This window comes from Sulfurimonas sp. (genome assembly GCF_028713515.1).
Lineage (GTDB): Bacteria > Campylobacterota > Campylobacteria > Campylobacterales > Sulfurimonadaceae > Sulfurimonas.
On sequence record NZ_JAQTOD010000001.1, the window covers coordinates 334,418 to 357,943 of the forward strand.

At 36.9% G+C, this 23,526-nt stretch carries 24 protein-coding genes; 19 read left to right on the forward strand and 5 right to left on the reverse strand.

Annotated features, from left to right (window positions below):
• Positions 1-21: 21 nt before the first annotated feature.
• Together PHV22_RS01695 and polA are read left to right on the forward strand one after the other, a co-directional pair.
• Complete coding sequence (locus PHV22_RS01695; protein WP_295021284.1) at positions 22-831, forward strand: HDOD domain-containing protein; 810 nt, start codon at positions 22-24, stop codon at positions 829-831.
• Positions 832-840: 9 nt separating this feature from the next.
• On the forward strand, positions 841-3,558 hold the full coding sequence (gene polA, locus PHV22_RS01700; RefSeq protein WP_295021283.1) for a DNA polymerase I: 2,718 nt from the start codon (positions 841-843) through the stop codon (positions 3,556-3,558).
• A 145-nt stretch (positions 3,559-3,703) separates the two neighbouring features.
• Here the strand turns inward: polA and PHV22_RS10175 are convergent, their stop codons facing one another.
• Positions 3,704-3,859 (reverse strand): DUF1294 domain-containing protein, encoded by a 156-nt coding sequence (locus tag PHV22_RS10175; protein ID WP_367187067.1) that lies wholly within the window; start codon positions 3,857-3,859, stop codon positions 3,704-3,706.
• A gap of 123 nt (positions 3,860-3,982) precedes the next feature.
• Here PHV22_RS10175 and PHV22_RS01705 point away from each other — a divergent pair, with 123 nt between their 5' ends.
• A complete protein-coding gene (locus tag PHV22_RS01705; protein WP_299945323.1) occupies positions 3,983-4,393 on the forward strand; it encodes a hypothetical protein in 411 nt (136 codons plus the stop codon).
• 252 nt (positions 4,394-4,645) lie between these two features.
• On the forward strand, positions 4,646-5,953 hold the full coding sequence (locus PHV22_RS01710; RefSeq protein WP_299945326.1) for a 2-isopropylmalate synthase: 1,308 nt from the start codon (positions 4,646-4,648) through the stop codon (positions 5,951-5,953).
• 40 nt (positions 5,954-5,993) lie between these two features.
• On the opposite strand, the gene PHV22_RS01715 is transcribed toward PHV22_RS01710, so the two are convergent.
• Positions 5,994-6,800: a hypothetical protein gene (locus tag PHV22_RS01715; RefSeq protein WP_299945329.1), complete on the reverse strand. Its 807-nt coding sequence runs from the start codon at positions 6,798-6,800 to the stop codon at positions 5,994-5,996.
• Between the two features lie 82 nt (positions 6,801-6,882).
• Positions 6,883-8,253 (reverse strand): PLP-dependent aminotransferase family protein, encoded by a 1,371-nt coding sequence (locus PHV22_RS01720; RefSeq protein ID WP_299945332.1) that lies wholly within the window; start codon positions 8,251-8,253, stop codon positions 6,883-6,885.
• Between the two features lie 87 nt (positions 8,254-8,340).
• On the opposite strand from PHV22_RS01720, the gene PHV22_RS01725 reads away from it, so the two are divergent.
• Positions 8,341-8,952 (forward strand): pyridoxamine 5'-phosphate oxidase family protein, encoded by a 612-nt coding sequence (locus tag PHV22_RS01725; RefSeq protein WP_299945335.1) that lies wholly within the window; start codon positions 8,341-8,343, stop codon positions 8,950-8,952.
• Positions 8,952-9,707, forward strand: a complete 756-nt coding sequence (locus tag PHV22_RS01730) for an arylamine N-acetyltransferase (protein ID WP_299945338.1) — start codon at positions 8,952-8,954, stop codon at positions 9,705-9,707. The genes PHV22_RS01725 and PHV22_RS01730 overlap by 1 nt, the downstream gene beginning before the upstream one ends.
• 130 nt (positions 9,708-9,837) lie before the next feature.
• Here the strand turns inward: PHV22_RS01730 and PHV22_RS01735 are convergent, their stop codons facing one another.
• Positions 9,838-10,434 carry an MBL fold metallo-hydrolase gene (locus PHV22_RS01735; protein ID WP_299945341.1) on the reverse strand — a complete coding sequence of 199 codons (597 nt, stop codon included), beginning with the start codon at positions 10,432-10,434 and terminating at the stop codon, positions 9,838-9,840.
• 117 nt (positions 10,435-10,551) lie between these two features.
• Between PHV22_RS01735 and PHV22_RS01740 the strand changes: the two genes are divergently transcribed.
• The 5 genes from PHV22_RS01740 to PHV22_RS01760 all read left to right on the forward strand — a co-directional run bounded on the left by PHV22_RS01740 (position 10,552) and on the right by PHV22_RS01760 (position 15,804).
• A complete protein-coding gene (locus tag PHV22_RS01740) occupies positions 10,552-11,358 on the forward strand; it encodes an NAD+ synthase (RefSeq protein WP_295021280.1) in 807 nt (268 codons plus the stop codon).
• Positions 11,359-11,369: 11 nt separating this feature from the next.
• Positions 11,370-12,491, forward strand: a complete 1,122-nt coding sequence (locus PHV22_RS01745) for a DegT/DnrJ/EryC1/StrS aminotransferase family protein (protein ID WP_295021279.1) — start codon at positions 11,370-11,372, stop codon at positions 12,489-12,491.
• 11 nt (positions 12,492-12,502) lie between these two features.
• On the forward strand, positions 12,503-13,408 hold the full coding sequence (locus PHV22_RS01750; RefSeq protein WP_299945345.1) for a tetraacyldisaccharide 4'-kinase: 906 nt from the start codon (positions 12,503-12,505) through the stop codon (positions 13,406-13,408).
• The gene (argB, locus tag PHV22_RS01755) at positions 13,408-14,259 is read left to right on the forward strand and encodes an acetylglutamate kinase (protein ID WP_299945348.1); all 852 of its coding nucleotides are present in this window, start codon (positions 13,408-13,410) and stop codon (positions 14,257-14,259) included. The genes PHV22_RS01750 and argB overlap by 1 nt, the downstream gene beginning before the upstream one ends.
• A gap of 204 nt (positions 14,260-14,463) precedes the next feature.
• A complete protein-coding gene (locus PHV22_RS01760; protein ID WP_295021273.1) occupies positions 14,464-15,804 on the forward strand; it encodes an FAD/NAD(P)-binding oxidoreductase in 1,341 nt (446 codons plus the stop codon).
• Here the strand turns inward: PHV22_RS01760 and PHV22_RS01765 are convergent, their stop codons facing one another.
• Positions 15,805-16,968 (reverse strand): FAD-dependent oxidoreductase, encoded by a 1,164-nt coding sequence (locus tag PHV22_RS01765; protein WP_295021271.1) that lies wholly within the window; start codon positions 16,966-16,968, stop codon positions 15,805-15,807.
• A gap of 178 nt (positions 16,969-17,146) precedes the next feature.
• Between PHV22_RS01765 and PHV22_RS01770 the strand changes: the two genes are divergently transcribed.
• Genes PHV22_RS01770 through hemC form a run of 8 tightly spaced genes read left to right on the forward strand, consistent with a single transcriptional unit; the run spans position 17,147 to position 23,512 of the window.
• Positions 17,147-17,428, forward strand: a complete 282-nt coding sequence (locus PHV22_RS01770; RefSeq protein WP_295021269.1) for a DUF2018 family protein — start codon at positions 17,147-17,149, stop codon at positions 17,426-17,428.
• A complete protein-coding gene (locus PHV22_RS01775; protein WP_295021268.1) occupies positions 17,429-17,869 on the forward strand; it encodes a hypothetical protein in 441 nt (146 codons plus the stop codon).
• Complete coding sequence (locus PHV22_RS01780) at positions 17,856-18,743, forward strand: polyprenyl synthetase family protein (RefSeq protein WP_295021266.1); 888 nt, start codon at positions 17,856-17,858, stop codon at positions 18,741-18,743. Before PHV22_RS01775 ends, PHV22_RS01780 begins: the two co-directional genes overlap by 14 nt.
• Complete coding sequence (gene hemA, locus PHV22_RS01785) at positions 18,743-20,044, forward strand: glutamyl-tRNA reductase (RefSeq protein WP_295021265.1); 1,302 nt, start codon at positions 18,743-18,745, stop codon at positions 20,042-20,044. Before PHV22_RS01780 ends, hemA begins: the two co-directional genes overlap by 1 nt.
• The gene (proS, locus tag PHV22_RS01790; protein WP_295021264.1) at positions 20,041-21,342 is read left to right on the forward strand and encodes a proline--tRNA ligase; all 1,302 of its coding nucleotides are present in this window, start codon (positions 20,041-20,043) and stop codon (positions 21,340-21,342) included. Before hemA ends, proS begins: the two co-directional genes overlap by 4 nt.
• Positions 21,343-21,771, forward strand: a complete 429-nt coding sequence (locus PHV22_RS01795) for an FxsA family protein (RefSeq protein WP_295021263.1) — start codon at positions 21,343-21,345, stop codon at positions 21,769-21,771.
• On the forward strand, positions 21,725-22,552 hold the full coding sequence (locus tag PHV22_RS01800; protein ID WP_295021260.1) for a thioredoxin domain-containing protein: 828 nt from the start codon (positions 21,725-21,727) through the stop codon (positions 22,550-22,552). Before PHV22_RS01795 ends, PHV22_RS01800 begins: the two co-directional genes overlap by 47 nt.
• Entirely contained in the window at positions 22,553-23,512 is a 960-nt protein-coding gene (gene hemC / locus PHV22_RS01805; RefSeq protein WP_295021258.1) for a hydroxymethylbilane synthase, read from the forward strand.
• Positions 23,513-23,526 lie beyond the last annotated feature (14 nt).

A 23,526-nucleotide genomic window follows, 5' to 3' on the forward strand; every position in this document is an offset into this window, starting at 1 on the left:
ACCTAAAAAAAGGCGCTTTGATTGAAAACTTCTATAGCTGATAGTATTAAATCCCTTCCTCCGCTCTCAACAACAATCCTTGAAGTAAATAGAATATATGCTGATGATAGTTCCACAATAAGTGAGATGGCAAAAGCTATAGAAAAAGACCCAATGATTGTTGCAAATATTTTAAAAACAGCAAGCTCTCCACTTTATAATTTTAGTAAAGAGATAACAAGTGTTGCGCAAGCTGTCTCTCTTTTTGGAATGAGTATGACTCGCTCAATAGTCGTAGGTAATTCCATAAGGAAACTCTTAAATGTAGATATGCAACCATACAGAATAACTTCAGAAGAGTTTGCCCGTATATCATCGCTTCAAGCTGCACTAATGCTTAGATGGTATAAGAAAGTTGATGCTAAAAAAGCAGAAAAATTATATTTAGCAGCTTTTTTGCAAGAGACGGGAAAAATTATTATAGCTAGTGAGATTATTCAGCAAGATGAGATGACGAGTTTTGCCAGTGAGATAGAAAACTCAAATAATATAGCGGCAGTTGAAAAATCTTATACAGAGCATACATGTGGTGAAATTGCAGCTATTGTGTTTAATCATTGGGGTTTTGATGGAGAATTTATAGATATGATAAAGTACTCAGATAACCCACTCTCTGCTCCATCCGCGACTAAAGAGTATGCAACGGCTCTAAATATAGTAAAAACAATAATACCAATCAATAAGCCACTTAGTGAAGTTGCTATAAATATCGGACTCAATAAAGCAATGGAAGCTGGCTATGATCATGAGATACTTGAAGATGCCATTGATGATGTATTAGATTTGCTGTAGAGAGATTTTATGAGCAAAGTAGTAACGGTAATAGATACATTTGGTTTTTTCTTTCGTAGTTTTTATGCACTTCCACAACATCTTAAAAACAGAGATGGTTTTCCAACAGGACTTTTAACTGGTTTTATAAATTTTATTTCAACTCTTCAAAAACAACACGATAGTGATTACATAGTTTTTGCAGTTGATTCTAAAGGTTCGACTTTTAGAAATGAGATAGACGCAAATTACAAAGCAAATCGTCAAGCACCGCCACCAGAGCTTATTATGCAGCTTCCAATCGCAATTGAGTGGATTGACAAAATGGGCTATAAGACGCTTGGAAAAGTTGGTTTTGAAGCAGATGATGTTATTGCCACGGTTGTAAAGTTTGCGAAAGAGCAAAATTATATTGTTCGTATCGTCTCTCATGATAAGGATTTATACCAACTCATAGATGATGGAAAAATTGTTTTAGTAGATGCTATAAAAAGAACAACAGTTGATGAAGAGGCTTGTTTTGCGAAATATGGTGTAACTCCAAAGCAGTTTATAGACTATCAGTCGATTCTGGGAGATAGTGCAGATAATGTACCAGGAGTTAAAGGGATAGGAAAGGTTGGGGCGGAAAAACTCATCAAGGAGTACGGTTCTCTTGATAACATATATGAAAATATAGAAAATATTACCGGTGCAAATCAGAAGAAACTTATAGAATCAAAAGAGCAGGCTTATATGTCTAAAATGCTTGTTAGCTTAAGAGACGATGTTTATGATAGTTTTGATTTTGAAGAGTTTAAAATGGATATAGAACATCCGTTTTTAAATATTTATGATGAGCTTGTAAAGTATGAACAGAATGCAATATTAAGGGTTTTGCATGCTAAAAATATGGTTAGTAGCGAAACAAAGCAACAAGCGCAAGAGATAGCAGATGAGCAAAGTGCAAAAACAAAGAGTGTTGATTTTAATCCAATACTTATAACTGATGAGAGTCTCTTAGATGCTATTTTGTCTAAGCTTGATGAGAATACAATAGTTGCGTTTGACACGGAGACAACTGGTCTGGATTATGAAAAAGATTCACTTGTAGGTTTTAGCTTTTGTTTTGAAGAACAAGATGCGTATTATGTTCCGATTGCTCACTTTTATCTTGGCGTACCACAACAAATAAGCAAAGACGCTGCAAAAAAAGCAATTAGAAAAATCTTTAAATCCCGTGTTGTTGGGCATAACATAAAGTTTGACCTACATTTTGTAACTAGATTTTTAGAAGATGATGAGTTAGAAATTTATGCAGATAGTATGATTTTGGCTTGGCTTGTGGACTCAGATAGTGCACTTTCTCTTGATAAACTCTCGCAAACACTGCTCAATCACCAAATGATAGCTTTTAAAGATACTGTAAAAAAAGATGACACATTTGCAAATGTAGATTTAGAAGATGCTTGTAAATATGCAGCTGAAGATGCGTTTGTGACACTAAAGTTATATGTTTTGTTATTAGAGAAATTAGAGCTTCAAGATGCATCACACATAATAAAAGAGGCGTTTAGTGTTGAGATGCCTTTTATAAAAACACTTCTTCATATGGAAAAAGATGGGATAGCTGTTGAGCGTGCATTTTTGGAGAAATTCTTAGTAGAGGTTAAAGAGACTCTTGCCGAACTGACAAAAAAAATATACACGCAAGCTGGTGGTGAGTTTAATATCAACTCAACACAGCAACTAGGAAATATACTCTTTGAAAAGCTTGGTTTACCTGTCGGCAAAAAGACAAAAACTGGATACTCAACAAATGAAGATGTGCTTAGTCAACTTTGTGATTCGCATGATATTATCCCTTATCTTTTGGAATACAGAGAGGTCTATAAACTTTTTTCTACATATATTGAGCCCCTTTTAAAACTTAGCTATGAAGATGAGCAGGGTAGGGTTCATACATCTTTTGTACAAACAGGAACCACAACGGGACGACTAAGTTCTAAAAATCCAAATCTGCAAAATATACCAGCGAGAACTTCACTTGGTTTAAAAATAAGAGAGGCTTTTGTTGCGCCAAAAGGGAAAAAACTCATAGGTATAGACTACTCGCAGATTGAACTCAGGCTTTTGGCTCATTTTTCTGGGGATAAGGTTTTGGTTGATGCTTTTAAAAATAACAAAGATATTCACAGGCAAACAGCCGTGGCTCTTTTTGGCGAAGATGAAGCAGATGCAAAGAGAAATATAGCAAAAACAGTAAACTTTGGACTGCTTTATGGGATGGGACAAAAAAAACTCTCAGATACTCTTAGCATAACCACTAAAGAGGCAAAAGAGATTATTGAGAAATATTTTCAATCATTCCCAACCGTAAAAAGTTATTTTCGCTCCATAGTTGATAGTTCAAAAGAGAGAGGATTTGTAGAGACCATCCTCGGACGCAGACGCTATTTTGACTATGAAAATGCATCGCCAATGTTTAGAGCATCTTATGAGAGAGAAGCAGTAAACAGCGTATTTCAGGGAAGTGCTAGTGACTTGATTAAGCTCAGTATGAATAAAATAGATAGTTTGATTAGACATAAAAACCTAAATGCAAAAATGCTTCTGCAAATCCATGATGAGCTGATTTTTGAGGTAGATGAAAATCAGGCAGATGAACTCGGCAGAAAGTTTAAAGCAATTATGGAGGAGATAATGGAGTTAAGAATTCCTCTTGTTGCTAGTATGAATATTGGTAATAACTGGAGTGAGTTAAAGTAATCTGCTGATGCAATACTCAGTACACACTTACTACTAGTTTGAAACAATTTTACTTAAGATATATCGATATAAATGATTTGTAATCTCCTAGTTAATGTAGTTTTTAATAATATTGATTAAACATAAAAAGCCATCTTGGGCAATGCTATATTTTTTTTGATTTGTGACGAAAGATTTTTTGTGCAAAAACAGCTCCAACGCTTCCCCAAAAAAAGGCAAGACTCAAAAGTGTTTTTTCACTGACCTGTCGACGGTTAGTACGCGCTAAATATTTATCGTATCCAAATACAAAGAATGTCACGAGATTAAAAAATAGAAAAAGAAGAACGAAAGCTTTTATTGTTGGGGATTATAGCATATAAGGATTGTCGATTGTAGGAATATAATTTGCTTCTAAGACGATCGATACCCTTAAGGAGAGACGATGCGATCCGTTTACAGTTCTTATAACAACAGCACCACCCCAACCACCACCAATTCCTATCAGCAAGACAAAGATAAATTGAACACGTTCATGGACAAAATGAAAAAATCGATCGAGGGCGGTGATTTTGAGAGTGCCAAAGCACTGTTAGAAGAAGCCGACAAATTGGTTCAGACCAATTCTACCCAAAATAGAAGCACCAAGATAAGTCAACAGCAAGAGGAACTTAAAAGCCAGCTGGACACGCTCTCCGATACCCTCAATAAAAAAGACAAAAAATCGGCGTTAGAGACCATAACGAACATCAAAGACGAGCTCAAAAACAATAAAAACCTTGTCTTAAAATCGCACAGCTCTTCCGACATCGTTGCCGAACTGCGATCGCAATTTTTACTCTCCGTTTATGCGTAAGAGTATTAAAACGTACAAAAATAAGCTACAATTTCACAACATATAAAAAGGAGAGACCATGAAAAGTCATACCATGCCTATTTCAAACCCAATTACGGACAACCGTATCGCGAGCTTTTCTCTCCTCCTGCTAAACCTGCTGTAATTTTCCTTTTTTCCCGTTTCTTTTTTTAATCTTTAGTTTTGCCATCTTGGGCGTAATGCGTCCATATGTCGGCATTTTTTTATTGTTAAACAGTTAAGGATAACTCTATGCACACGCATACAAAATACACGCCGTATCCAACGGTAAAATTGGAGAATCGAGAGTGGGCGGATAAGTCTGCCACAGTTGCCCCTATGTGGGTTAGTACCGATTTACGAGATGGTAATCAAGCACTTGCTAATCCGATGGGAACCCAGCAAAAGATCGCGTATTTCAAAGCGTTGGTTGAGTTTGGATTCAAAGAGATCGAGATTGCCTATCCGAGTGCATCACAGACGGAGTTTGATTTTTGCCGTCGTTTGATAGAGGAAGGATTGATTCCCGATGATGTCACTATCGGTATCCTCGTTCCCTCGATAGAGCGTCATATCATTCGTAGTTTCGAGGCATTGCGCGGAGCAAAGCGAATTAATATGCACCTTTATAATCCAACCGCGTCGAATCAGCGCGATGTTGTGTTTAAACGGAGTAAAGAAGAAATCATCGCGTTGGCATTACAAGGGGTAGAGTGTATCAAACGCGAAGCAGGGACGTTTGAGGGAGAGGTGATATTCGAGTATTCGCCGGAGAGCTTTTCGCAGACGGAGTTGGAGTTTGCCCGTGACATCTCTAATGCCGTGATCACAGTATGGCAACCGACGCGAGAACAGCCGATGATCTTGAATTTGCCTAACACCTTGGAAGCGTGTTCGCCGAACATCTATGCCGATCGTATCGAATGGATGGGCAAACAGATCATTCACCGTGATTGTGTCATCATCAGCGTCCACCCGCATAACGACAGAGGGTGTGCGGTGGCGAGTGCGGAGTTGGCAGTATTGGCAGGTGCGCAGAGGGTGGAGGGGACGATCCTTGGCAACGGCGAGCGGGCAGGGAACGTCGATTTGGTGACGTTGATGTTTAACTACTACGCACAAGGGATCGATCCGAAGCTTCATATCCAAAAAGTCGATGAGATATTGAGCCGTATCACGGCGATTACCGCGCAAAGCGTCCCAGAACGTCATCCGTATGTGGGATCGCTTATCTATACCGCGTTTTCAGGGACACACCAAGATGCAATCAAAAAAGGGATTGAGCATCGTCGTACTCAGAGGAGCGATAGATGGGAAGTCCCGTACTTGGCAATCGATCCGCGCGATATAGGTCGGGAGTACACCGATACGATCCGTATCAACTCACAATCGGGCAAAGGGGGCGTCGCTTATATCTTAAAAGAGATTTATGGCATCGAGATTCCCAAAGATATGCAGTCGATGATAGCCGACGAAGTGAAACGTATCTCCGAATCACGTGGCGGCGAGATCAGCAGTGATGAGATATTAGGGATTTATGAGGGGATGAGACGGTTGTAAAAGATGAGTGACTAGAGTACGCGATTCAAGATTCGCGTGCTCATACCCTTTCAAGCTTATCTTTTTTCTTTAATATCCAGTAATCTAAATTACATCTACTATCAGAAATAATGCATATCATTAATTGTCCATGACATATTGGACATCGTTCTATATCACACATATCTAAATGATATTCTCCCTTTTTTACACCACAATCATCACATGTGTCATGTTCAGGAAACTCATTATTTATTCCATATACTTGACGAGAATAATATTTATATCCACTATTTGTTTTTTGTTTTAATGCTGTGTATTTTTGAGATAATACAATTTCTAATGGAAGATAATTTGGTAGTTTTTGCCCTCTATATTCAACCCATTCATTTTTAAAATCAGATAACAGTTCTGATTCTCTTTTCCATAGTTTTTTATCAATATAATCATGTAGCTCAATTTGAAAATGCTTTTTATGGAAATAGTGAATAAATTCAAATAATTGTATAAATATGGAATATTGATGGGATGGATTGAGTTCATATTCATGATGAACAATTTTATTTCTTTGAGAAATCGCACGATTTATTATTTTAGTTTCATCTGAATCTATATCAACATTAGCTATATTTTTTAATCTTTCAAGGGCTTGTTTTAAACTTACAGTGTTTTTAGGACTATCAATATTTTCATAAATTAAAATTGGATGTTCTTGATTTAGAAGATGTTTTAACATTAGTTCTAAACCTTGTATAAGATGTAGTATTGAAAATGATAAGTATTTTGAGTCTTTCTTAGCTTTTCTTGAATTTAATATTGCTTCATTGACAAAAGTATATGAATTTTCTATAAGTGATATTTTGTCCATATTTTTCCTTTAGCTTAAATTTTTATTCCCAACTATTATAATTAAAACAACTTATGCTTGCCAAATAAAAAGCACAAAGCAACTATTGATGTGTAATTAAAAATACTTCCGCAAACGCTTCCACCGCACGCTCTATCTCCTCCATCTCAAAGCCCCCGAATCCCATCCGTATCGCGTCCCATTCTCCCCCTGAGTGGTTCTTTGCAAAATAGAGTTTGATTCCCGCTTCTTCGGCCCTGTGTCGTAATAGATCAAGGTCGATGTCTGACGCGGGGCGGATATTGATCGATAGACCGCCACCCTCGCTCATTATAGTAATCGCATCGCCCAAATGTTTGATAAGGCTCTGTTTCATCAGATCGTGCTTCTTGCGGTTCAGGTTTCGCACCCGTCGCAGATGACGTTCCCAATGCCCCTCGTGCATGAACAGTGTCAGCGTTTTTTGTTCCATCAGAGAGACTCGTGCGAACGTACCGTGGAAGGCTCGGTAACGATTCATGAGAGGGCGGGGAAGTACGAGGTATCCGATGCGCAGTGCAGGGGAGAGGGCTTTTGCAAACGTACCTATGTAGATGACACGCTCGGCATCGTCAAGTCCTTGAAGTGAGGGGATGGGACGGGAGCGGTAGGTGAGTTCGCTGTCATAATCGTCTTCGATGATGTAGGCGTCGTTTTGGCGTGCCCATTTGAGTAGGCGTAGACGGTTGGCGACGGGCATGGAGGAACCTGTGGGGTATTGGTGTGAGGGGGTGATATAGACCACACATGCATCGGACTCGGCAAGCTCATCAATCATGAGTCCATTTTCATCTACACCTATAGGGGTAATATCATAGAGATGGTGTTCAAAAACTTTTCTGGCGATATGGTATCCGGGGTGTTCGATGGCAAAGTGCGGATGGGTCGGACGGAGTATATCGGCGATCATCCCCATCGCATCAATAAACGCACCACTCACTATAATCTGAGATGAGTCGCATCGCACGCCGCGCAACTCTGTGAGATAACGCGCTATCTCTGCTCTCAGCGCAAATTCTCCCTGCGGATCGGGGTAGGTACCCATGTCGAGATTCTCATCGACGGCACGGTTAAAAAGGCGTTTGTAGAGTTTGAGAGGAAAAAGGTCGCGAGATAATCGGACAGGGTAGAAGTTGTATCGGTATGTCGGTGAGGGTTTGGAAGAGGTCTCGTCTTTGGTTATCATCCCAATAGGGTGAAAATCTGCATCTGCGACATAATAGCCGCTTTTGGGACGGCTCTCGATATACCCTTCGGCATAGAGCTGTGCGTAGGCGGATTCAACGGTATTTTTGCTAATCTTGTACTCTTGGGAGATTTTACGGATAGATGGGAGTTTGCTTCCAATGCTTAAGTCGGTGGTAATATTGTGTTTGAGCGCTTTGTAGAGCTGAAGATGCAAAGGAATATCTGAAGTAGCGTCGAGAAGATACATAAACTGTCCCTATAGAATTGAAATATTTTGTCACTTGTTAAGAGTATAAATAAGCGATATAGTATCACAAAAAATAAAAGGAAATAGATGAGACGCTCAGAGTTTGAAGTGACTGACAAAAAAGAGATTGAATCGTTTTTAGGTGAGTGCGAATACGGCGTGCTCTCGCTCATTAGTGGAGATAATCCCTATGGTATAGCAGTGAATTTTGCTTATGAGGATGGAAAGTTTTATTTTCATGGTGCACTCCAAGGGCGAAAAGCTGAAGCGATTGGAGAAGATACCAAATGTTCGTTTACGGTTGTGAAACCTTATGCGTATATCCCCTCGTATTTTAGCGATACCCGTTCGGCATGTCCCGCGACACAATTTTTTGTTTCGGTCATTGCAGGTGGAATGGTGACACGTATTGATGATCTCGTGCAAAAAGCTTTCGGACTTACGGCACTAATGGAAAAAATGCAGCCAGAAGGTGGATATGAGCCGATTGATGCGGCAAATCCGATCTATACGAAAATGATGAGTAAAACTGGAGTGTATGTGATAGAGCCTGATTTCATCACCCTCAAAGTCAAAGCAGGGCAAAATTTACCTAAAGTTCGCCATGATGCAATAATGGAGCAGATAAAAGGTCGAAATAGCGCTATCGATCACGAAACCATATCGCTTATAAAACATACTCAAATCAAGGAATTGTGATGACAGCCGAAAACTTCAACCTCTCTAACTACCTCTCCCGCATCGGATTTGAAGGTGAAGCTAATAATGATGTCGCAACGCTCACACAACTGATGCAGAGACAACTGCGCACAATCGTGTTTGAAAACACTGAGGTGCAAGCAGGGTGTATCCCATCATTGGTACCTGAGGACATCGTGGAAAAAGTGATCGTGAACCGTCGCGGAGGATACTGCTACGAGATCAACGGCGTGTTTGCGATGGCACTTACCGCTATAGGGTTCGAGTGGTATTTTGCGGGGGCTCGCTCGATGCTCTATCCGACCCGCCGTCCTAAAACGCACATGGTTCTAATCGTCCGAGTCGATGGATGCAATTATCTGTGCGATACGGGATTTGGCGGATACGCACTACGCGCTCCGATGGTGATCGAAGAGGGTGAAGCTGTTCAGGACGGCGATCGTTTTCGACTCGAAATACTTGATGCTGAGTATGTGCTCGGCGCGATGGTGCAGGGGGAGTGGCAGCGTCTGTACGGCTTTACCCTCCAACCGCAGGAGTGGATTGAGTTTAGCCTCGCAAACTATTTCAACGCGACAAGCCCCGATACGATTTTCACGCAGAAAAAAATTGCCATCATGCAAACCCCTAAGGGGCGTAAAATCCTCGTGGATAACAAGCTAAAGCTGATTGAAGAGGGGAAACTGGAAGTTTTAGAGGTTGATTACGAGACGGCTCTAAAAGAATATTTTGGATTAGAGCCTTTTAAAAAATAATTACTACATAAAAGGAAAATAAGCTATATTTATCATTTCACTTACATTAAACTTCTAGAAAAACAGTTGTCAGGTAATATTTATAGCTACGCTTTTTTGCAAAAATAAAAACAGCTAAAACAGTAAAACTCTACCCCTGTGTTTTTATCCAATAGTCAGCGTGTTGCTGCTCTTTTTTGATTGTGGTTGTGTTGCCATGCCCTGGATAGATGATTTTGTCGTACGCTATCTCTTTAAATTTTCTTAGACTCTCTTTCATATCTTGTGGGCTTGAGTATGGAAAATCAGTTCGTCCAATAGAGCTATCAAATATAAAATCCCCACTAAACATAGCGTCGCCAATTTCGATAGTAGAACACCCAGGACAGTGTCCAGGGAAATGTCTAAATTTTACCTTTACGCCATCGAAATCAAACTCTTCATCACCGTTTACTTCAACATCAGGTTTTGATGGCGGTAAGTCTGGCATCCAGCTACTCTCACCAAGCAACATAACATCACCTTTTGGTGTGTAGAGTGGGATTTTTAGTTTCTCTTGAAGTTCGGCGTTGCTCCACACATGATCAAAATGTCCATGTGTGTTTAGTATAGCAACTGGATTTGTTACATTCGCAAGAACCCATGGAGTTGCATCAACACCCGGATCGATGATAAAATCTTTCCCATCAATACTAACTATATAGCAGTTGGTTTGATAAACACCCATTGGCCTAACTTGTATCTTCATGTTGTTACTCTTTGAATTATTTTTTTGAAATTGTAACGAAAGAATAGAAATGTGACAGTTTGTAGGTTACCATTTTTTGATATAATATTTTTTGTTAAAGTTTTATAAAGGTTTGAGATGAAAAAGTATGAGCAGATTACAATTTATCTGCAACATTTTTTAGATAATGAAGTTCGTAAAACAGGGATAAATAGGGTGGTTCTTGGGCTTAGTGGCGGGATTGACTCTGCTGTTGTGGCAGTTCTTGCAAAAAGAGTTTTTGATAGTGATCTGCTTTGTGTAAAGATGCCATCGCACTACTCTTCAGCTTCCTCTTTAAGTGATGCCGATGAGTTTTGCGCTGATTTTGGTATAAATGCAATTACTGCTTCAATAGAGCCGATGTTAAGGGCTTACGAAGAGCTAAACCCTGATATGAATAATCTAAGAAAAGGCAACTTATCTGCACGTCTCAGAATGACAACACTTTTTGATATCTCAGCGAGAGAGAACGCTTTGGTTTTAGGTACAAGCAATAAAAGTGAGCTTCTTTTGGGATATGGAACGCTTTATGGAGATTTGGCGAGTGCCTTAAATCCAATAGGTGATTTGTATAAGAGTGAAGTGTATGAGTTGGCGGAGTATTTGGGTGTAACAAAGAGTATTATAAATAAGGCTCCATCAGCTGATTTGTGGGATGGACAGAGCGATGAAGCTGATTTGGGCTACTCATATGCTAAACTAGACGAAGCAATGAAGCTTTTTGTTGAAGATAGAGTAAATAGAGATGAGATGATAAAAAAAGGGTTCGATAAAGAGATGTTGGATATGATTATCACAAGAATTTTTCGTAATCAATTTAAAAGAAAAATGCCATTAATTGCAAAGCTTACATCAAGAACAATTAATCATGATTTTAACTATCCGCGAGATATAACACTATAAGGATTCAAAAAATGAAAATTCCATTTTATAAGTATGAGAGTAGTCGAGATGCACACTCAAATGTAAGTGATGTCTTAGATGATGAAGATATAAATCAAGTTGATGAGCTAGAGTCCGAGTTTCTGTCATATATTGGCGCAGACTTTGCTCTTGCAACTTCTAGCGGTACAGCAGCACTTCATTTAGCAATGTTAGCACTTGATCTAAAGAGAGGCGATAAAGTAGTCTGTTCTGTAAATGCTCACCCAAGTGTTGCTGAAGTTGTTCGCCATTTTGATGCCGAGCCCGTTTTTATAGATATAGACTCTGATACATACAATATTGATCTTGATAAACTAGAGAGCTATCTTGAAGACAATAGAGCGAAGAAGTTAAAAGCTGTTATTGTTACACATATTGCTGGACAGTGCGTTGATTTGGACAGGCTCTATAGAATGGGTACTGTTTATGATGTAAAAATTGTTGAAGATGCAAGCGAAGCTTTTGGTGCGACTTATAAAGGCAAAAAAATTGGCTCAACGGGTGCTGATATTGTATGTTTTAACTTCTCTCCATATCTAAAAAAAGATATCTGTAGTGGAGGCATGATTGTCTCAGGTTCACAAGAGATAATAGAGCGAGCAAAACTTTTAAGTTCACATGCAATGCAGGTCAACAGCGATGCTCTCGAATATATTTATGATGTAACGGATATTGGCTTTGACTACTCTATGAGTCAGCTTGATGCAGCATATATAAGATCTAAACTAAAAGAGCAGGATAAAAATCTAAAACGAGTTAAAGAGATTGCCCAGATGTATAATGAAGCGTTAAAATCTGTTGAACATATAGCTATTCCAGCGGTAATAAGTGATGAGCATCCATACTCTCTTTATATAATTAAAGTTGATAAAAATAGAGACTCTTTTGCACTAGAACTTAAAAAAGGAGGAGTAGAAGTAGGGCTTCACTATATTCCACTTCACTTTTTGTCATACTACAAGACAAAATATTCACTAAAAATAAATAGTTTTCCAACAGCACTAAGAGTATTTCAGCAAGTAATGTCACTTCCTATTTATGCAAAGATGCAAGACAAGGATGTTAAGTTTGTGATTGAGACGATTAAGTCTATTTCGCACACAAGAGTTTAAAAAGTTCTGCGTTGAAAAAAAAGATAGTTTTTTGGGTTGAAGAGTATTTCTATGACCCAAATCTATTTCAAAAATCCCTTTCTATTTTATTTCTACCACTTAGTTTTATTTACTGTTTTATTGTCTATTTGAAATACAAAATGAGCAAACCATATGATTTTGGCATTGATATTGTTAGTGTTGGAAATCTTAGCGTTGGTGGAAGTGGAAAAACTCCGCTTGTAACCGCACTTGCGCAGCATTATGAGAATTCCGCTGTTGTTTTAAGAGGTTATGGACGAGCAAGCAGAGGCTTAGTTGTAGTAAAAAACAGTAATGAAGTTTTGTGTAATGTTGATGTGAGTGGCGATGAAGCGATGATTTATGCGCAAAAAATTCCACATGCAATAGTTATAGTAAGTGAAAATAGAGCAGAGGGCATCTTAAGAGCTAAAGAGTTGGGTGCAAAAATAATTTTTTTGGACGATGGATACTCAAAACACAACATTAAAAAGTTGGACTTTTTGATTGATGTTGATAGCGTAAATAGCTCCTGTATTCCATCTGGACCTATTAGAGAGAGGCTTTGGTCAAAAAAAGAGGCAGTGATACTTAAAGAGCAGATAGATTTTAAAAGAGTAGTGGAGCTTAAAAATAAAAGTGATAAAATGTCGCTAGTAACTGCTATAGCAAAACCTGGCAGGCTTGATTCATTTTTGCCAGAAGTGCTTAGTAAAAACTACTTTGAAGATCATCACTTATTTACAAAAAGTGAGCTAGAGGATATTTTAAGGCGAGATGGCGCTGATTCTATACTTTTAACATATAAAGATTATGTAAAAGTGGAGTCGTTTGCCCTTCCAATATCTCTTTTGGATTTACATGTGGAAGTAGATGAGAGAGTTTTTAATATTATTAATGATTATAGGAGAAAATAGTGCAAAAAAAGATAGAAACAGTAAAAACGCTACTGGATGCATTGCCGTTTATACAAGAGTTTAGAGATGAGATTATTGTTGTTAAATATGGTGGTTCCGCCCAAGAATCCCCACAACTAAAAGAGAGATTTGCAAGAGATATTTTACTTATGTACCTTGTTGGTATTAAGCCTGTTATTGTTCATGGAGGCGGAAGACAGATTAATGAGATGCTTGAAGCTTTACATATTGAGTCAAAATTTATAGATGGACAGAGAGTTACTTCAAAAGAAGTTATGCGTATTGTTGAGATGGTTTTGAGTGGTGAGATTAATAAAGAGATAGCTTCGCTTTTAAACTCTCATGGCGCAAAAGCTATAGGCATCAGCGGAAAAGATGCTCATTTTATTACAGCAAAATCAAAAGAGTTTGCAAAATGGGGATTCACAGGAAATATTACAAGCGTAAAACCTGAAGTTATTTTAAACCTTATCGCAGAGAAATTTATACCAGTTATTGCGCCAATAGCCGCTGGCGAAGAGATGGGACATCCTGGTTTTAACATTAATGCAGACCTTTGCGCATCATTTGTTGCAAAAGCAATTGGAGCAAATAAAATCATATTTTTAACAGATACAGCAGGTGTGCTAAATAATAATAAAGAGCTATTGAGCACCCTTACAAAGGCTGAGGTTGAGGCACTAAAGGCAGATGGAACTATCCATGGCGGAATGGTTCCAAAGGTTGATGCATGTTTAGAAGCAATTGATGGTGGAGTTCATAAGGCACACATAATAGACGGAAGATTAGAGCACTCGATGTTGTTAGAGTTGTTTACTTCAGAAGGCATAGGTACGCAGATAGTTGTGTGATTTAGTTTTGTACGCAAATATTTTTAATCTAAACATATAGACATAGTAATTATTTATATGCTTGTATGCCAGCTATTAATAATAAATTAAAAATTTATTAATTTATTGTTTAATTATTACCGGTACATAAAAATTAAGTATTTTAATACTAATATCTTCATCGTATACAAATTACATAATAAATGAATACGAGAAGGAGAGTCAATGAATAGACGAGACGCATTAAAGTTTGTCGGTATATCTGTAGCGACAACTGCAGTTTTAGGAAATGAAGCTAGCTTAAAAAATGATTTATCCAACACAAATGGTGTTGTCCCCGTTGCAAAGCTTCCAAAAAACGGTAAAGGTCCACGGATTGTGGTTATTGGTGGAGGATGGTCTGGACTATCTGTAGCAAAAAGATTAAAGCAGTATGTGCCTGACGCGGATGTTGTTATGGTAGAGCAAAGAACATCTTTTGTCTCTTGCCCAATCAGCAACCTTTGGTTGGTAGGTGGTGTTGAGCTAGAGTTTCTTTCGCATAGTTTTTTAGATGCAGCCAACAATAATGGATATACATACTTTAACGCATCTGTTTATGATATTGACAGAAAAAAACGCACAGTCTATACAAATCAAGGTTCTGTAGATTATGAGTACCTTGTTATAGCGTCTGGGATTGACTATGATTACAGTAGATGGACAAAAGGTGACGCAACACTTGAGTATGAGCTAAGGACAAAATATCCCGCAGGATTTCAAAATCATGGAGAGCACGAAACAATAAAAGGAAAAATAAAAAACTTCAAAGGTGGGAATTTTATACTAACAGTTCCAGGTGGAAACTACAGATGTCTACCTGCTCCTTACGAGAGGGCTTGTCTTATTGCTGATTATATGAAAAAGAATAAGATTAAGGGCAAAGTAATTGTAATGGATGAGAATCCTGAGATTACCATAAAAGCAAAAGGATTCCACTCTGCATTTAGTGAAATGTATAAGGATTATATTACTTATATGCCTGGCACTGTTATTGAGGAGTTTGACTTGAAGAACAAAAAAGTTACTACTGACTTTGGTGATGATATCTCATTTTCAGATGCTGCTTTTTATCCGCGTGTTAGAGGTAGTAAGCTTCTAGAGATAGCAGGTATTGCTAAGGATGGAATCAATAAAGGTGAGGCAAATATCGATCAAATTACTTATCAAGTCATAGGGGATGACCGTGTCTTTTGCTCTGGAGATTTGAGACCTATGACATTTAGTAAATCAGGAAATACAGCAAATACAGAAGGGCACAATGTTGCAAGAAGTATTGCTAGTAGAATCTTAGGCACAAAATATATATGGGAATCCCCACATACTAGATGCTACTCGGTAGTTGCACTTAAGCCAGCCCGTGCAATATTTGTAAACACTGACTATAAGTGGAATGATTCTGATAAAACTTTTACATTCTTTAATGCTGCAACCATGGAAGATTGGCGTGTAAAAGCTGGAGTTGACGCAGGAAAAGCCCTTATTGGATGGGGAAGTAATCTATACCAAGATATGTTTTATAAATAATCACAAAACAGTAGATATACAGATTTTACTCCTTGCCATTTTGTAAAAGAGCTTCTCACTTGAGAGCTCTTTTGGTATTTTTTTGGACTCTAAAATTTCTTCACATAAGAGTTTTGCAAGCAGAGGGGCTACTACAAAACCTCTTGAGCCAAGCGCATTTATGATATAAAGATTTGGAAAGTACTCTAACATTTGTGGTGGAATTTTTGTACCGTTTTGAATAGACGGATACTTTTTTATAGATTTTTCATAATCAATGACTTTACCAATAACTGGAAAATAACTCTTGATTGTTGCTCTTGCACCTTTATAAATATTAACCACTTCTAAATTATCAAGTTTTATAAGTTCGTCGGCAAGAGAGAGAAGAGTCTCTACCTGCTCTTGCTGACTATTTGGATTAAAGCTACATTTGTCACAAGTTGTTAAACACTCCATTTCTGTGGTATCGTGTCTCTCTTTTGTGGCTCCAATAGCAACGGTTTCATCGTTTTTATTTGTTGAAATAGAGATAGATTTATGTATATTAAATGGTATTTTTGTAGTTGTTTTAACATCTATTTTAACTCCAAAAATTGGAGATATTTTTATATATGGAATCGAGACTAAAGATTTAATTGCTCCTTGAGCCAAGACAATACTATCTGCTTTTATATCTTCCAAGTTGTAGCAATTTCCATCATGAAATAACTCTTTAATATCTTTATTATAAAAATCACAACCCTCTATTAGTTTTGTGCAAACTTTGAGAGGGTCTAAAATTGCCGCATTTTCATAAAAGTACCCATCTATTTTAGTAAAATTTTCAGATATTTTTTGTAGTTCATCGGTCGAGATATATCTATTTTTTATGTTATTAGTTTGTAATTTATCATCGCTAAAGTTGTCGTTTGTGACTCTTAGAACCCCATTTTTTTTGATTGATTCTGGAGAGAGCTTCTCATAAAAGTTTAATGAAAATTCTAAAGAGTTGTTTACGAAAGTATTGTATAAATTTTCTTTTCCAGGAAGTGGGGATAAAAATGCTCCAGCTGCTCCGCTTGCACCTTTTGCTATGCCCTCATTATCGACAATCGCAACTTTTTTACCATTTTTTTTAAAACGGTATGCCATATTGCATCCAGCACTTCCGGCACCGATGATGAGATAATCATATTTTTTCATGGTAGCAATTATAGAAAAAATGGGCTTAATCCATTTAAGCTTTGTTGTGTTGGAGTTAATCAGCTGTGTTGTTTAAGAGCTAAAAAACGCCTTTGATTAAGTTTGATATTATTCTTGTCGTATGTTAAGTTAATCTTATTATAGTGACTGATATAATTGCTAAAAAATAGGAACTATAATGTACGGATTATTTGAAGACGAAGATGACATATTTATGGGTTCACCAAAAAGCAAACTGATGGATGTTGTGTTTAATGCTAACAACGATGTTGTAAGAATGGAGTTGCAAAATTTTATAGATAGGACTGCAGCTATGGAGATTATGATGGCTGAAAAATTTGGTGATGATTTTGACACTGATATTGCAAGATTTATAATATCAAACAGAGATGCTGTGGAGAACTACTCTAAGAGCCTATATATTGAGCTGATGGGTAAGATATTATCACAAAGTGAATAATTGAAGAGACTTTTAAGTGTTTATTTAGTTGCTCTTTTTGTAGCAACCACTTTATCTGCTGAGTGGTTTACTCAAAAAGAGGAGATAAGGCTTAAAAAAGATGAACAAAAGAAAATTCTTGTAAAATATGATGACAAAAAGAAACTGTTTGTATTTAGATGGACGCTTTATAAAAATGGTGGCTTAGTTATGTTTAGGGTGTATGATAAAATCGTTGCTCAAAATGTACTTTATCTAAGATATCAAAACGAAAGTTTTAGATTTGATTTAAAAAATAGAAGTTTAGATGCCTACGAAGTCCCATATATACTAGTTAAATTTAAAGAGTTTGATGATGTAAAAAAAGAGGCAGTGTTTGATCTTTTTTTATTTGATAAAAAAAAGCAAGTTGAGTTAGAATTTTTAAAAAATGAGCTAAAGAGAGATAATGCAAAGAGTTGAAAATGAAATAGCAAGATTAATCAAAGAGATAGATTATGATGAAGTCAGCAATCTCTTTAACACTCTCTCTGGCGGGAAAAGAGTTCGTGCCAAATTGATTTTAAAAATAGCAGATAAGCATGAAAAAGCTCCTCTGCTTGCAGCTATAGTGGAGTTAATCCACGCTGCAAGTCTGCTTCATGATGATGTTATAGATGAAGCAACTATAAGACGAGGGGTTGCTTCGGTAAATGCAACAAATGGAAGCAAAACTGCTGTGATGCTTGGAGATATTCTCTACTCAAAAGCTTTTAGTGAGCTTACCTCTTTTGGTGAAAATATCGCTAAAATTGTCTCTTCTTCTGTCACGGCCTTGAGTAAAGGCGAGATGATGGATGTCAAAATGGCTGAAAATTTTAATAGTGATGAAGATAAATATTTAGAGATGCTTTATCTAAAAACTGCAACTCTGATTGAAGCTTCTGCTGAATCTAGTGCCATTTTAGTTGGCAAAGATGCCGTGTCTTATGCTCTTTATGGAAAAAATCTCGGTCTCTCTTTTCAGATAATTGATGATATTTTAGATATTACTTCAGACAAAGAAACTCTCGGTAAACCTGCTTTGAACGATTTTGTAGAGGGTAAATGCACGCTGCCGTATATTTATCTCTATAAGCTCTCAAATGAAGATGATAAAAAACGACTACTCTCTCTACATGCTAAAACTCTAAATGAGTTTGATGGTTCTTGGATAAAACAGAAGATGCAAGAACAAAAAACTATAGAAAAATCTTTTGAGCTAGCAGTTTCTCTCTCGAATGAAGCAATGAATGCAGTAAAAAATGATACTGAGCTCGTAAATATTTTACAAACCATGATAAAAAGAAGTTATTGATGCACTATTTAAACATAAGTTTCTCACACAAAAATTCAACTCTTGAGGTTAGAGAAAAACTCTCTTATCCAGATGATTATCATGTTAAGGGTTGCTTAACAAAATTAAATTCATGTGATGCTATAAACGAGGCTATTCTAATCTCTACATGCAACAGAATGGAAGTTTTTTGTAGCTGTAGCGATATCGCACAAGCGACAGAATATATTTTTACTACTCTTTCACAAAGAGCTGGGATATCTATTGATGAGCTAGAGGGAAGGGCAGATGTCTATGATAACAGTAGTGCCATACATCATCTTTTTGCTGTTGCATCTTCACTTGATTCTATGGTTATTGGCGAAACACAAATTGCAGGACAACTCAAAGATGCTTTTAGATTGTCATACGACAGCGGATTTTGTGGTCAAAAGCTAGCTCGTGCCATGCACAATGCGTTTAAGTGTGCTGCAAAAGTTAGAAATGCTACGGATATTTCATCTAAACCAGTCTCTATAGCTAGTGTAGCTGTTTCAAAATTAAAATCAGTCTTAGATAATGTTAGTGGCAAAAAAGCTCTAATTATAGGTGCTGGAGAGATGTCAGAGATAACAGCAAAGCATCTCGCTTCTAGTGGAGCAGATGTTTATATAATGAACAGAACAAAAGAAAAAGCTATAAAACTAGCAGAGGAGTGCTCAGTAAAAGTACTAGATTTTGAAGAGTTGCCAAATGCAGTAAATGAGTTTGAAATTCTTTTTACAGCAACTTCTGCACCAAAAGCAATCATTACCGATGAGATTATAAAGGCTTGTGATTTTGATAGGTTTTGGTTCGATATGGCACTTCCGAGAGATATCGACTACAATAAAGGTGAACGCATAAACCTTTATGATATTGATGACTTAAAAACTATTGTAGATGAAAACAAATCTATCCGTGAAGATAGTGCCAGAAAAGCACATGGAATCATTGGGAGAAGTACTGTTGAGTTTTTTGAGTGGTTAGACACTCTGAATATAGAACCTATGATAAAAGAGATTTACGAAAAAGCATTTAAAGCCGCAAGAGAAGAATCAAATAGAGTAATGAGAAATGGGTATATTCCAAAAGAGTATGAAGCCCAAGTTCATAAAATGAGCCAACAAACTATAAAAAGATTTCTTCATGATATGACCTCGAAAATGAGGAGTGTATCCGAAGAATCAAAATCTGATATGGTAACAAGTGCGCTTCAATTTCTAATAAAAGAAGATAAAACAGAGATATTAGATAAGTATAAGTGTGAACATGAGCTAAATAGAGCAGAAGGAAAAAGATGAGAAGAAGTAGAGCTTTTATACCAACAACAAAAGAAGCGCCATCAGACGCGACTTTAGCTAGTCATATCTATCTTAGCAGAGCAGGATTTATCTCTCAAGTTGCAAGCGGACTTTATAGCTATATGCCAATGGCAAAAAAAGTAATCACAAAAATAGAAAATGTGATAAATCAAGAGATGGCTAATGCTGGATGTGAAGAGGTTGAGCTCAGTTTTGTGACACCAATTACTCTATGGGAAGAGAGTGGAAGAAGCGAGAAGTTTGGCAAAGAGTTATTGAGATTCCACGACAGAAAAGATAATATGTTTGTTTTGGGTCCAACACATGAAGAGATGATGGTTGATTTGGTTCGTAACCGTGTTACAAGCTATAAGCAACTCCCAATAAATCTTTATCAGATGAAAATCAAGTTTCGTGATGAAGCAAGACCTAGATTTGGCATCATGAGAGGTCGTGAATTTCTTATGAAGGATGGTTATAGTTTTCACTCTTCAGTAGAAGATTTGGATAGAGAATTTGATGCAATGGAGAGAGCATATAAAAAAATCTTAGCCAGACTTGGGCTTGATTTTAGAGTAGTTGAAGCTGATAGTGGCGCTATTGGTGGAAGCGGTTCAAAAGAGTTGATGGTAATTGCTGGAAGTGGCGAAGATACTCTGGCTGTTTGTGATAGCTGTGAGTATGGTGCAAACATAGAGATATTTTTAGGTGCCAGCGATGAAGCTCAAAAAGATATTATTTTCACAAGCGTTAAAGATATAAAAGGTGATGAAATATGCCCAAATTGTGACGGAAAACTCTCTCTTACAAAAGGGATAGAGGTTGGGCATATCTTTAAGTTAGGCACCACATATTCGGCACCTTTAAAGGCTCACTATTTGGATGAAAATGGCAAAGCTCAACCGTTTATTATGGGAACATATGGCATGGGCGTCAGTAGAATTATGGCGGCAATTATTGAACAAAACCATGATGAGAGTGGTTGTATCTGGACAAAGGAGAGCGCACCATACTCTGTAAATATCATAATTTCAAACATCAAAGATGAGGCTCAAGTAAAACTAGCCGAAGAGCTTTATGAGAATCTAAAATCTTTGAATGTTGAAGTTATGCTTGATGATACAAAAGAGAGATTTGGCTTTAAGATGAAAGATGCCGAACTTATTGGTTTTCCATATAGTGTAATCATTGGCAAAGAGCTAGAAAATGGTGTTGTTCAGATTTTTGATAGAAAAACGAAAGAGATAACCCCCATTAATGCTCAAGATATTAAAACTAAGATTTTAGAACTTTTATAAATGGTATATTTTTTACTATATCTTTTTTTAGAGTTAATGATTACCATCAATATCTCCTCTGCTATTGGTGGATTTGCTACTTTTTTAGAGATTATAGTTAGTGCTTTTATTGGTATAGTGATACTGATAAATTTCAAAAACACTCTGTTTGAAAATATGAGCAAATTGTCTCGCAATCAGATAAATGTAGGAGAGTTTGAGAGATTAAATCTTTTTACAATCTTAGGTGCTTTTTTGTTGATTTTACCTGGATTTTTAACAGATATAGTCGGATTATTGTTGCAATTTGGTGCTGTTAGTTCAATGGTCGTTAACCGTTATAGTGTAAAATTTAGCACTAAAGAAGAAAAATTTGAAAAAAATTATAGAGAAAAGGAATCAGATGTCATTGATGTTGAAATTATTAGCGACAATAGCTATATTAAGTAGTGTTATTTATGCAAGTGATGAGAACAAAGTTGAAAAGTATCTAAAGGATAGTTTCGGCAGTAACCCAAATATTAAATCTATAAAAGTAAATACAACTAATATTATAGAGATTAAGGAACATAAGGGATGGAGTGCGTATTACATTGAAGCAGATGCAATTTTAAAGCAAGATGGTAGACAGGTTGTTCAGAAAATGCTTTGGTTTTCAAATGGAACTCTAATAACTAAAGAGTTAGCTGATTTAAATAGTAGGCAAGATATAAGTGATTTAGTTTCTTTACCATTTAAAAATGAGTATTATAAAAAAGAGAATCTAATTTATGGAAATGCTAATGCTAGACATAAAGTTGTAATATTTTCTGATCCACTTTGTCCTTTTTGTAGAGAATTTGTGCCAACTGCGCTGGAATATATGAAAAAAGATCCAAGTAAATATGCGGTATATTATTATCATTTTCCACTTCAGTCACTCCACCCAGCAGCAGTTGAACTAGTTCAAGCAGCAATAGCGTTAGAATTAAAAGGCGTAAAAGATGTTGTGCTAAATCTTTATAAAGTAAAAATAAATCCAAAAGAGCGTTCTAATGAGGTTATTTTGGCTGAGTTCAACAAAGTAATGAACTCTAAAATCACTATGGCTGATTTAATGTTGCCAGCGGTCACGACTCACTTTCAGAGCGACATGAAAATAGCCGACACGCTTATGGTTAATGGAACACCAACTATGTTTTTTAACGGTGTGGTCGATAAAACAAAAAACAGATATAAAGAAGCAAAATAGATGAAAAAACTAACAATTGCAACAAGAGCATCAGCACTTGCACTTTGGCAAGCTTATCATATCAAAGATAGAATAGAAGCCTCTTATCCAGAAATTACAGTAGAATTAAACGAGATTGTAAGTAACGGAGATAAAGTTTTAGATAGGCCATTGGCACTGATTGGTGGAAAGGGACATTTTACAAAAGAGCTCGAGGATGAGATGTTGGCGGGAAATGCCCATTTAGCTGTCCATAGCCTAAAAGATGTTCCAACTTACATACCTGAAGGTTTAGAGTTGGTAGCTGTTACTGCAAGGCAAGATCAAAGCGATGTTTTCTTGTCACACAACTATGAGAGTCTTGATGCACTGCCTCATGGCGCGGTGGTTGGAACAACTAGCTTAAGAAGAAGAATGCAACTTTTGCGACAACGACCAGATCTAAAAGTAAAAGATTTAAGAGGTAATGTAAATACAAGACTTAGAAAACTTCAAGAAGGGCAGTATGATGCAATTATTTTAGCGTTTATCGGCCTTCATAGATTGGATCTGCTAAAAGATATTCCACATGCACAAAAATTGTCACTCGACATGATGATACCACCGATGGGACAAGCTGCCTTAGGAATTGAAATAGTTTGTGGTAATGATAAAGTTAGAGAGATAGCGCTTAGTCTAAGAGATGAAAAAACATTTATTTGTACAAAAATAGAGAGGGATTTTATCTCTAAAATTGGAGCAGGATGCTCGGCTCCCGTAGCTTGTAATGCTGTTGTAAATGATAATGTTATTACTTTTAGAACAATGATTGGATTTCCAGATGGTACAAATGTAATGCAAGAAAAAATAGTTAGAAATATTGAGGAGTCTGATAATCTAGGATTTGAGATGGCTCAAATTATGATAGATAATGGTGCTATAAAGTTACTCGATGATGCACAGAAGATAGCATTTAAAAATGAAATGCCACAGAGATTATAGCAGTATCACAAAAT

What these genes read in the sequence shown, in the direction of transcription:
- PHV22_RS01715 (WP_299945329.1), bottom strand. Translation starts at nt 6,800, where the DNA reads ATGGACAAAATATCACTTATAGAAAATTCATATACTTTTGTCAATGAA.
- PHV22_RS01760 (WP_295021273.1), top strand. Translation starts at nt 14,464, where the DNA reads ATGAATAGACGAGACGCATTAAAGTTTGTCGGTATATCTGTAGCGACA.
- proS (WP_295021264.1), top strand. Translation starts at nt 20,041, where the DNA reads ATGAGAAGAAGTAGAGCTTTTATACCAACAACAAAAGAAGCGCCATCA.
- polA (WP_295021283.1), top strand. Translation starts at nt 841, where the DNA reads ATGAGCAAAGTAGTAACGGTAATAGATACATTTGGTTTTTTCTTTCGT.
- PHV22_RS01745 (WP_295021279.1), top strand. Translation starts at nt 11,370, where the DNA reads ATGAAAATTCCATTTTATAAGTATGAGAGTAGTCGAGATGCACACTCA.
- PHV22_RS01730 (WP_299945338.1), top strand. Translation starts at nt 8,952, where the DNA reads ATGACAGCCGAAAACTTCAACCTCTCTAACTACCTCTCCCGCATCGGA.
- PHV22_RS01770 (WP_295021269.1), top strand. Translation starts at nt 17,147, where the DNA reads ATGTACGGATTATTTGAAGACGAAGATGACATATTTATGGGTTCACCA.
- PHV22_RS01740 (WP_295021280.1), top strand. Translation starts at nt 10,552, where the DNA reads ATGAAAAAGTATGAGCAGATTACAATTTATCTGCAACATTTTTTAGAT.
- hemC (WP_295021258.1), top strand. Translation starts at nt 22,553, where the DNA reads ATGAAAAAACTAACAATTGCAACAAGAGCATCAGCACTTGCACTTTGG.
- PHV22_RS01800 (WP_295021260.1), top strand. Translation starts at nt 21,725, where the DNA reads ATGTCATTGATGTTGAAATTATTAGCGACAATAGCTATATTAAGTAGT.
- PHV22_RS01780 (WP_295021266.1), top strand. Translation starts at nt 17,856, where the DNA reads ATGCAAAGAGTTGAAAATGAAATAGCAAGATTAATCAAAGAGATAGAT.
- PHV22_RS01710 (WP_299945326.1), top strand. Translation starts at nt 4,646, where the DNA reads ATGCACACGCATACAAAATACACGCCGTATCCAACGGTAAAATTGGAG.
- PHV22_RS01795 (WP_295021263.1), top strand. Translation starts at nt 21,343, where the DNA reads ATGGTATATTTTTTACTATATCTTTTTTTAGAGTTAATGATTACCATC.
- PHV22_RS01725 (WP_299945335.1), top strand. Translation starts at nt 8,341, where the DNA reads ATGAGACGCTCAGAGTTTGAAGTGACTGACAAAAAAGAGATTGAATCG.
- PHV22_RS01735 (WP_299945341.1), bottom strand. Translation starts at nt 10,434, where the DNA reads ATGAAGATACAAGTTAGGCCAATGGGTGTTTATCAAACCAACTGCTAT.
- PHV22_RS01705 (WP_299945323.1), top strand. Translation starts at nt 3,983, where the DNA reads ATGCGATCCGTTTACAGTTCTTATAACAACAGCACCACCCCAACCACC.
- hemA (WP_295021265.1), top strand. Translation starts at nt 18,743, where the DNA reads ATGCACTATTTAAACATAAGTTTCTCACACAAAAATTCAACTCTTGAG.
- PHV22_RS01720 (WP_299945332.1), bottom strand. Translation starts at nt 8,253, where the DNA reads ATGTATCTTCTCGACGCTACTTCAGATATTCCTTTGCATCTTCAGCTC.
- PHV22_RS01765 (WP_295021271.1), bottom strand. Translation starts at nt 16,968, where the DNA reads ATGAAAAAATATGATTATCTCATCATCGGTGCCGGAAGTGCTGGATGC.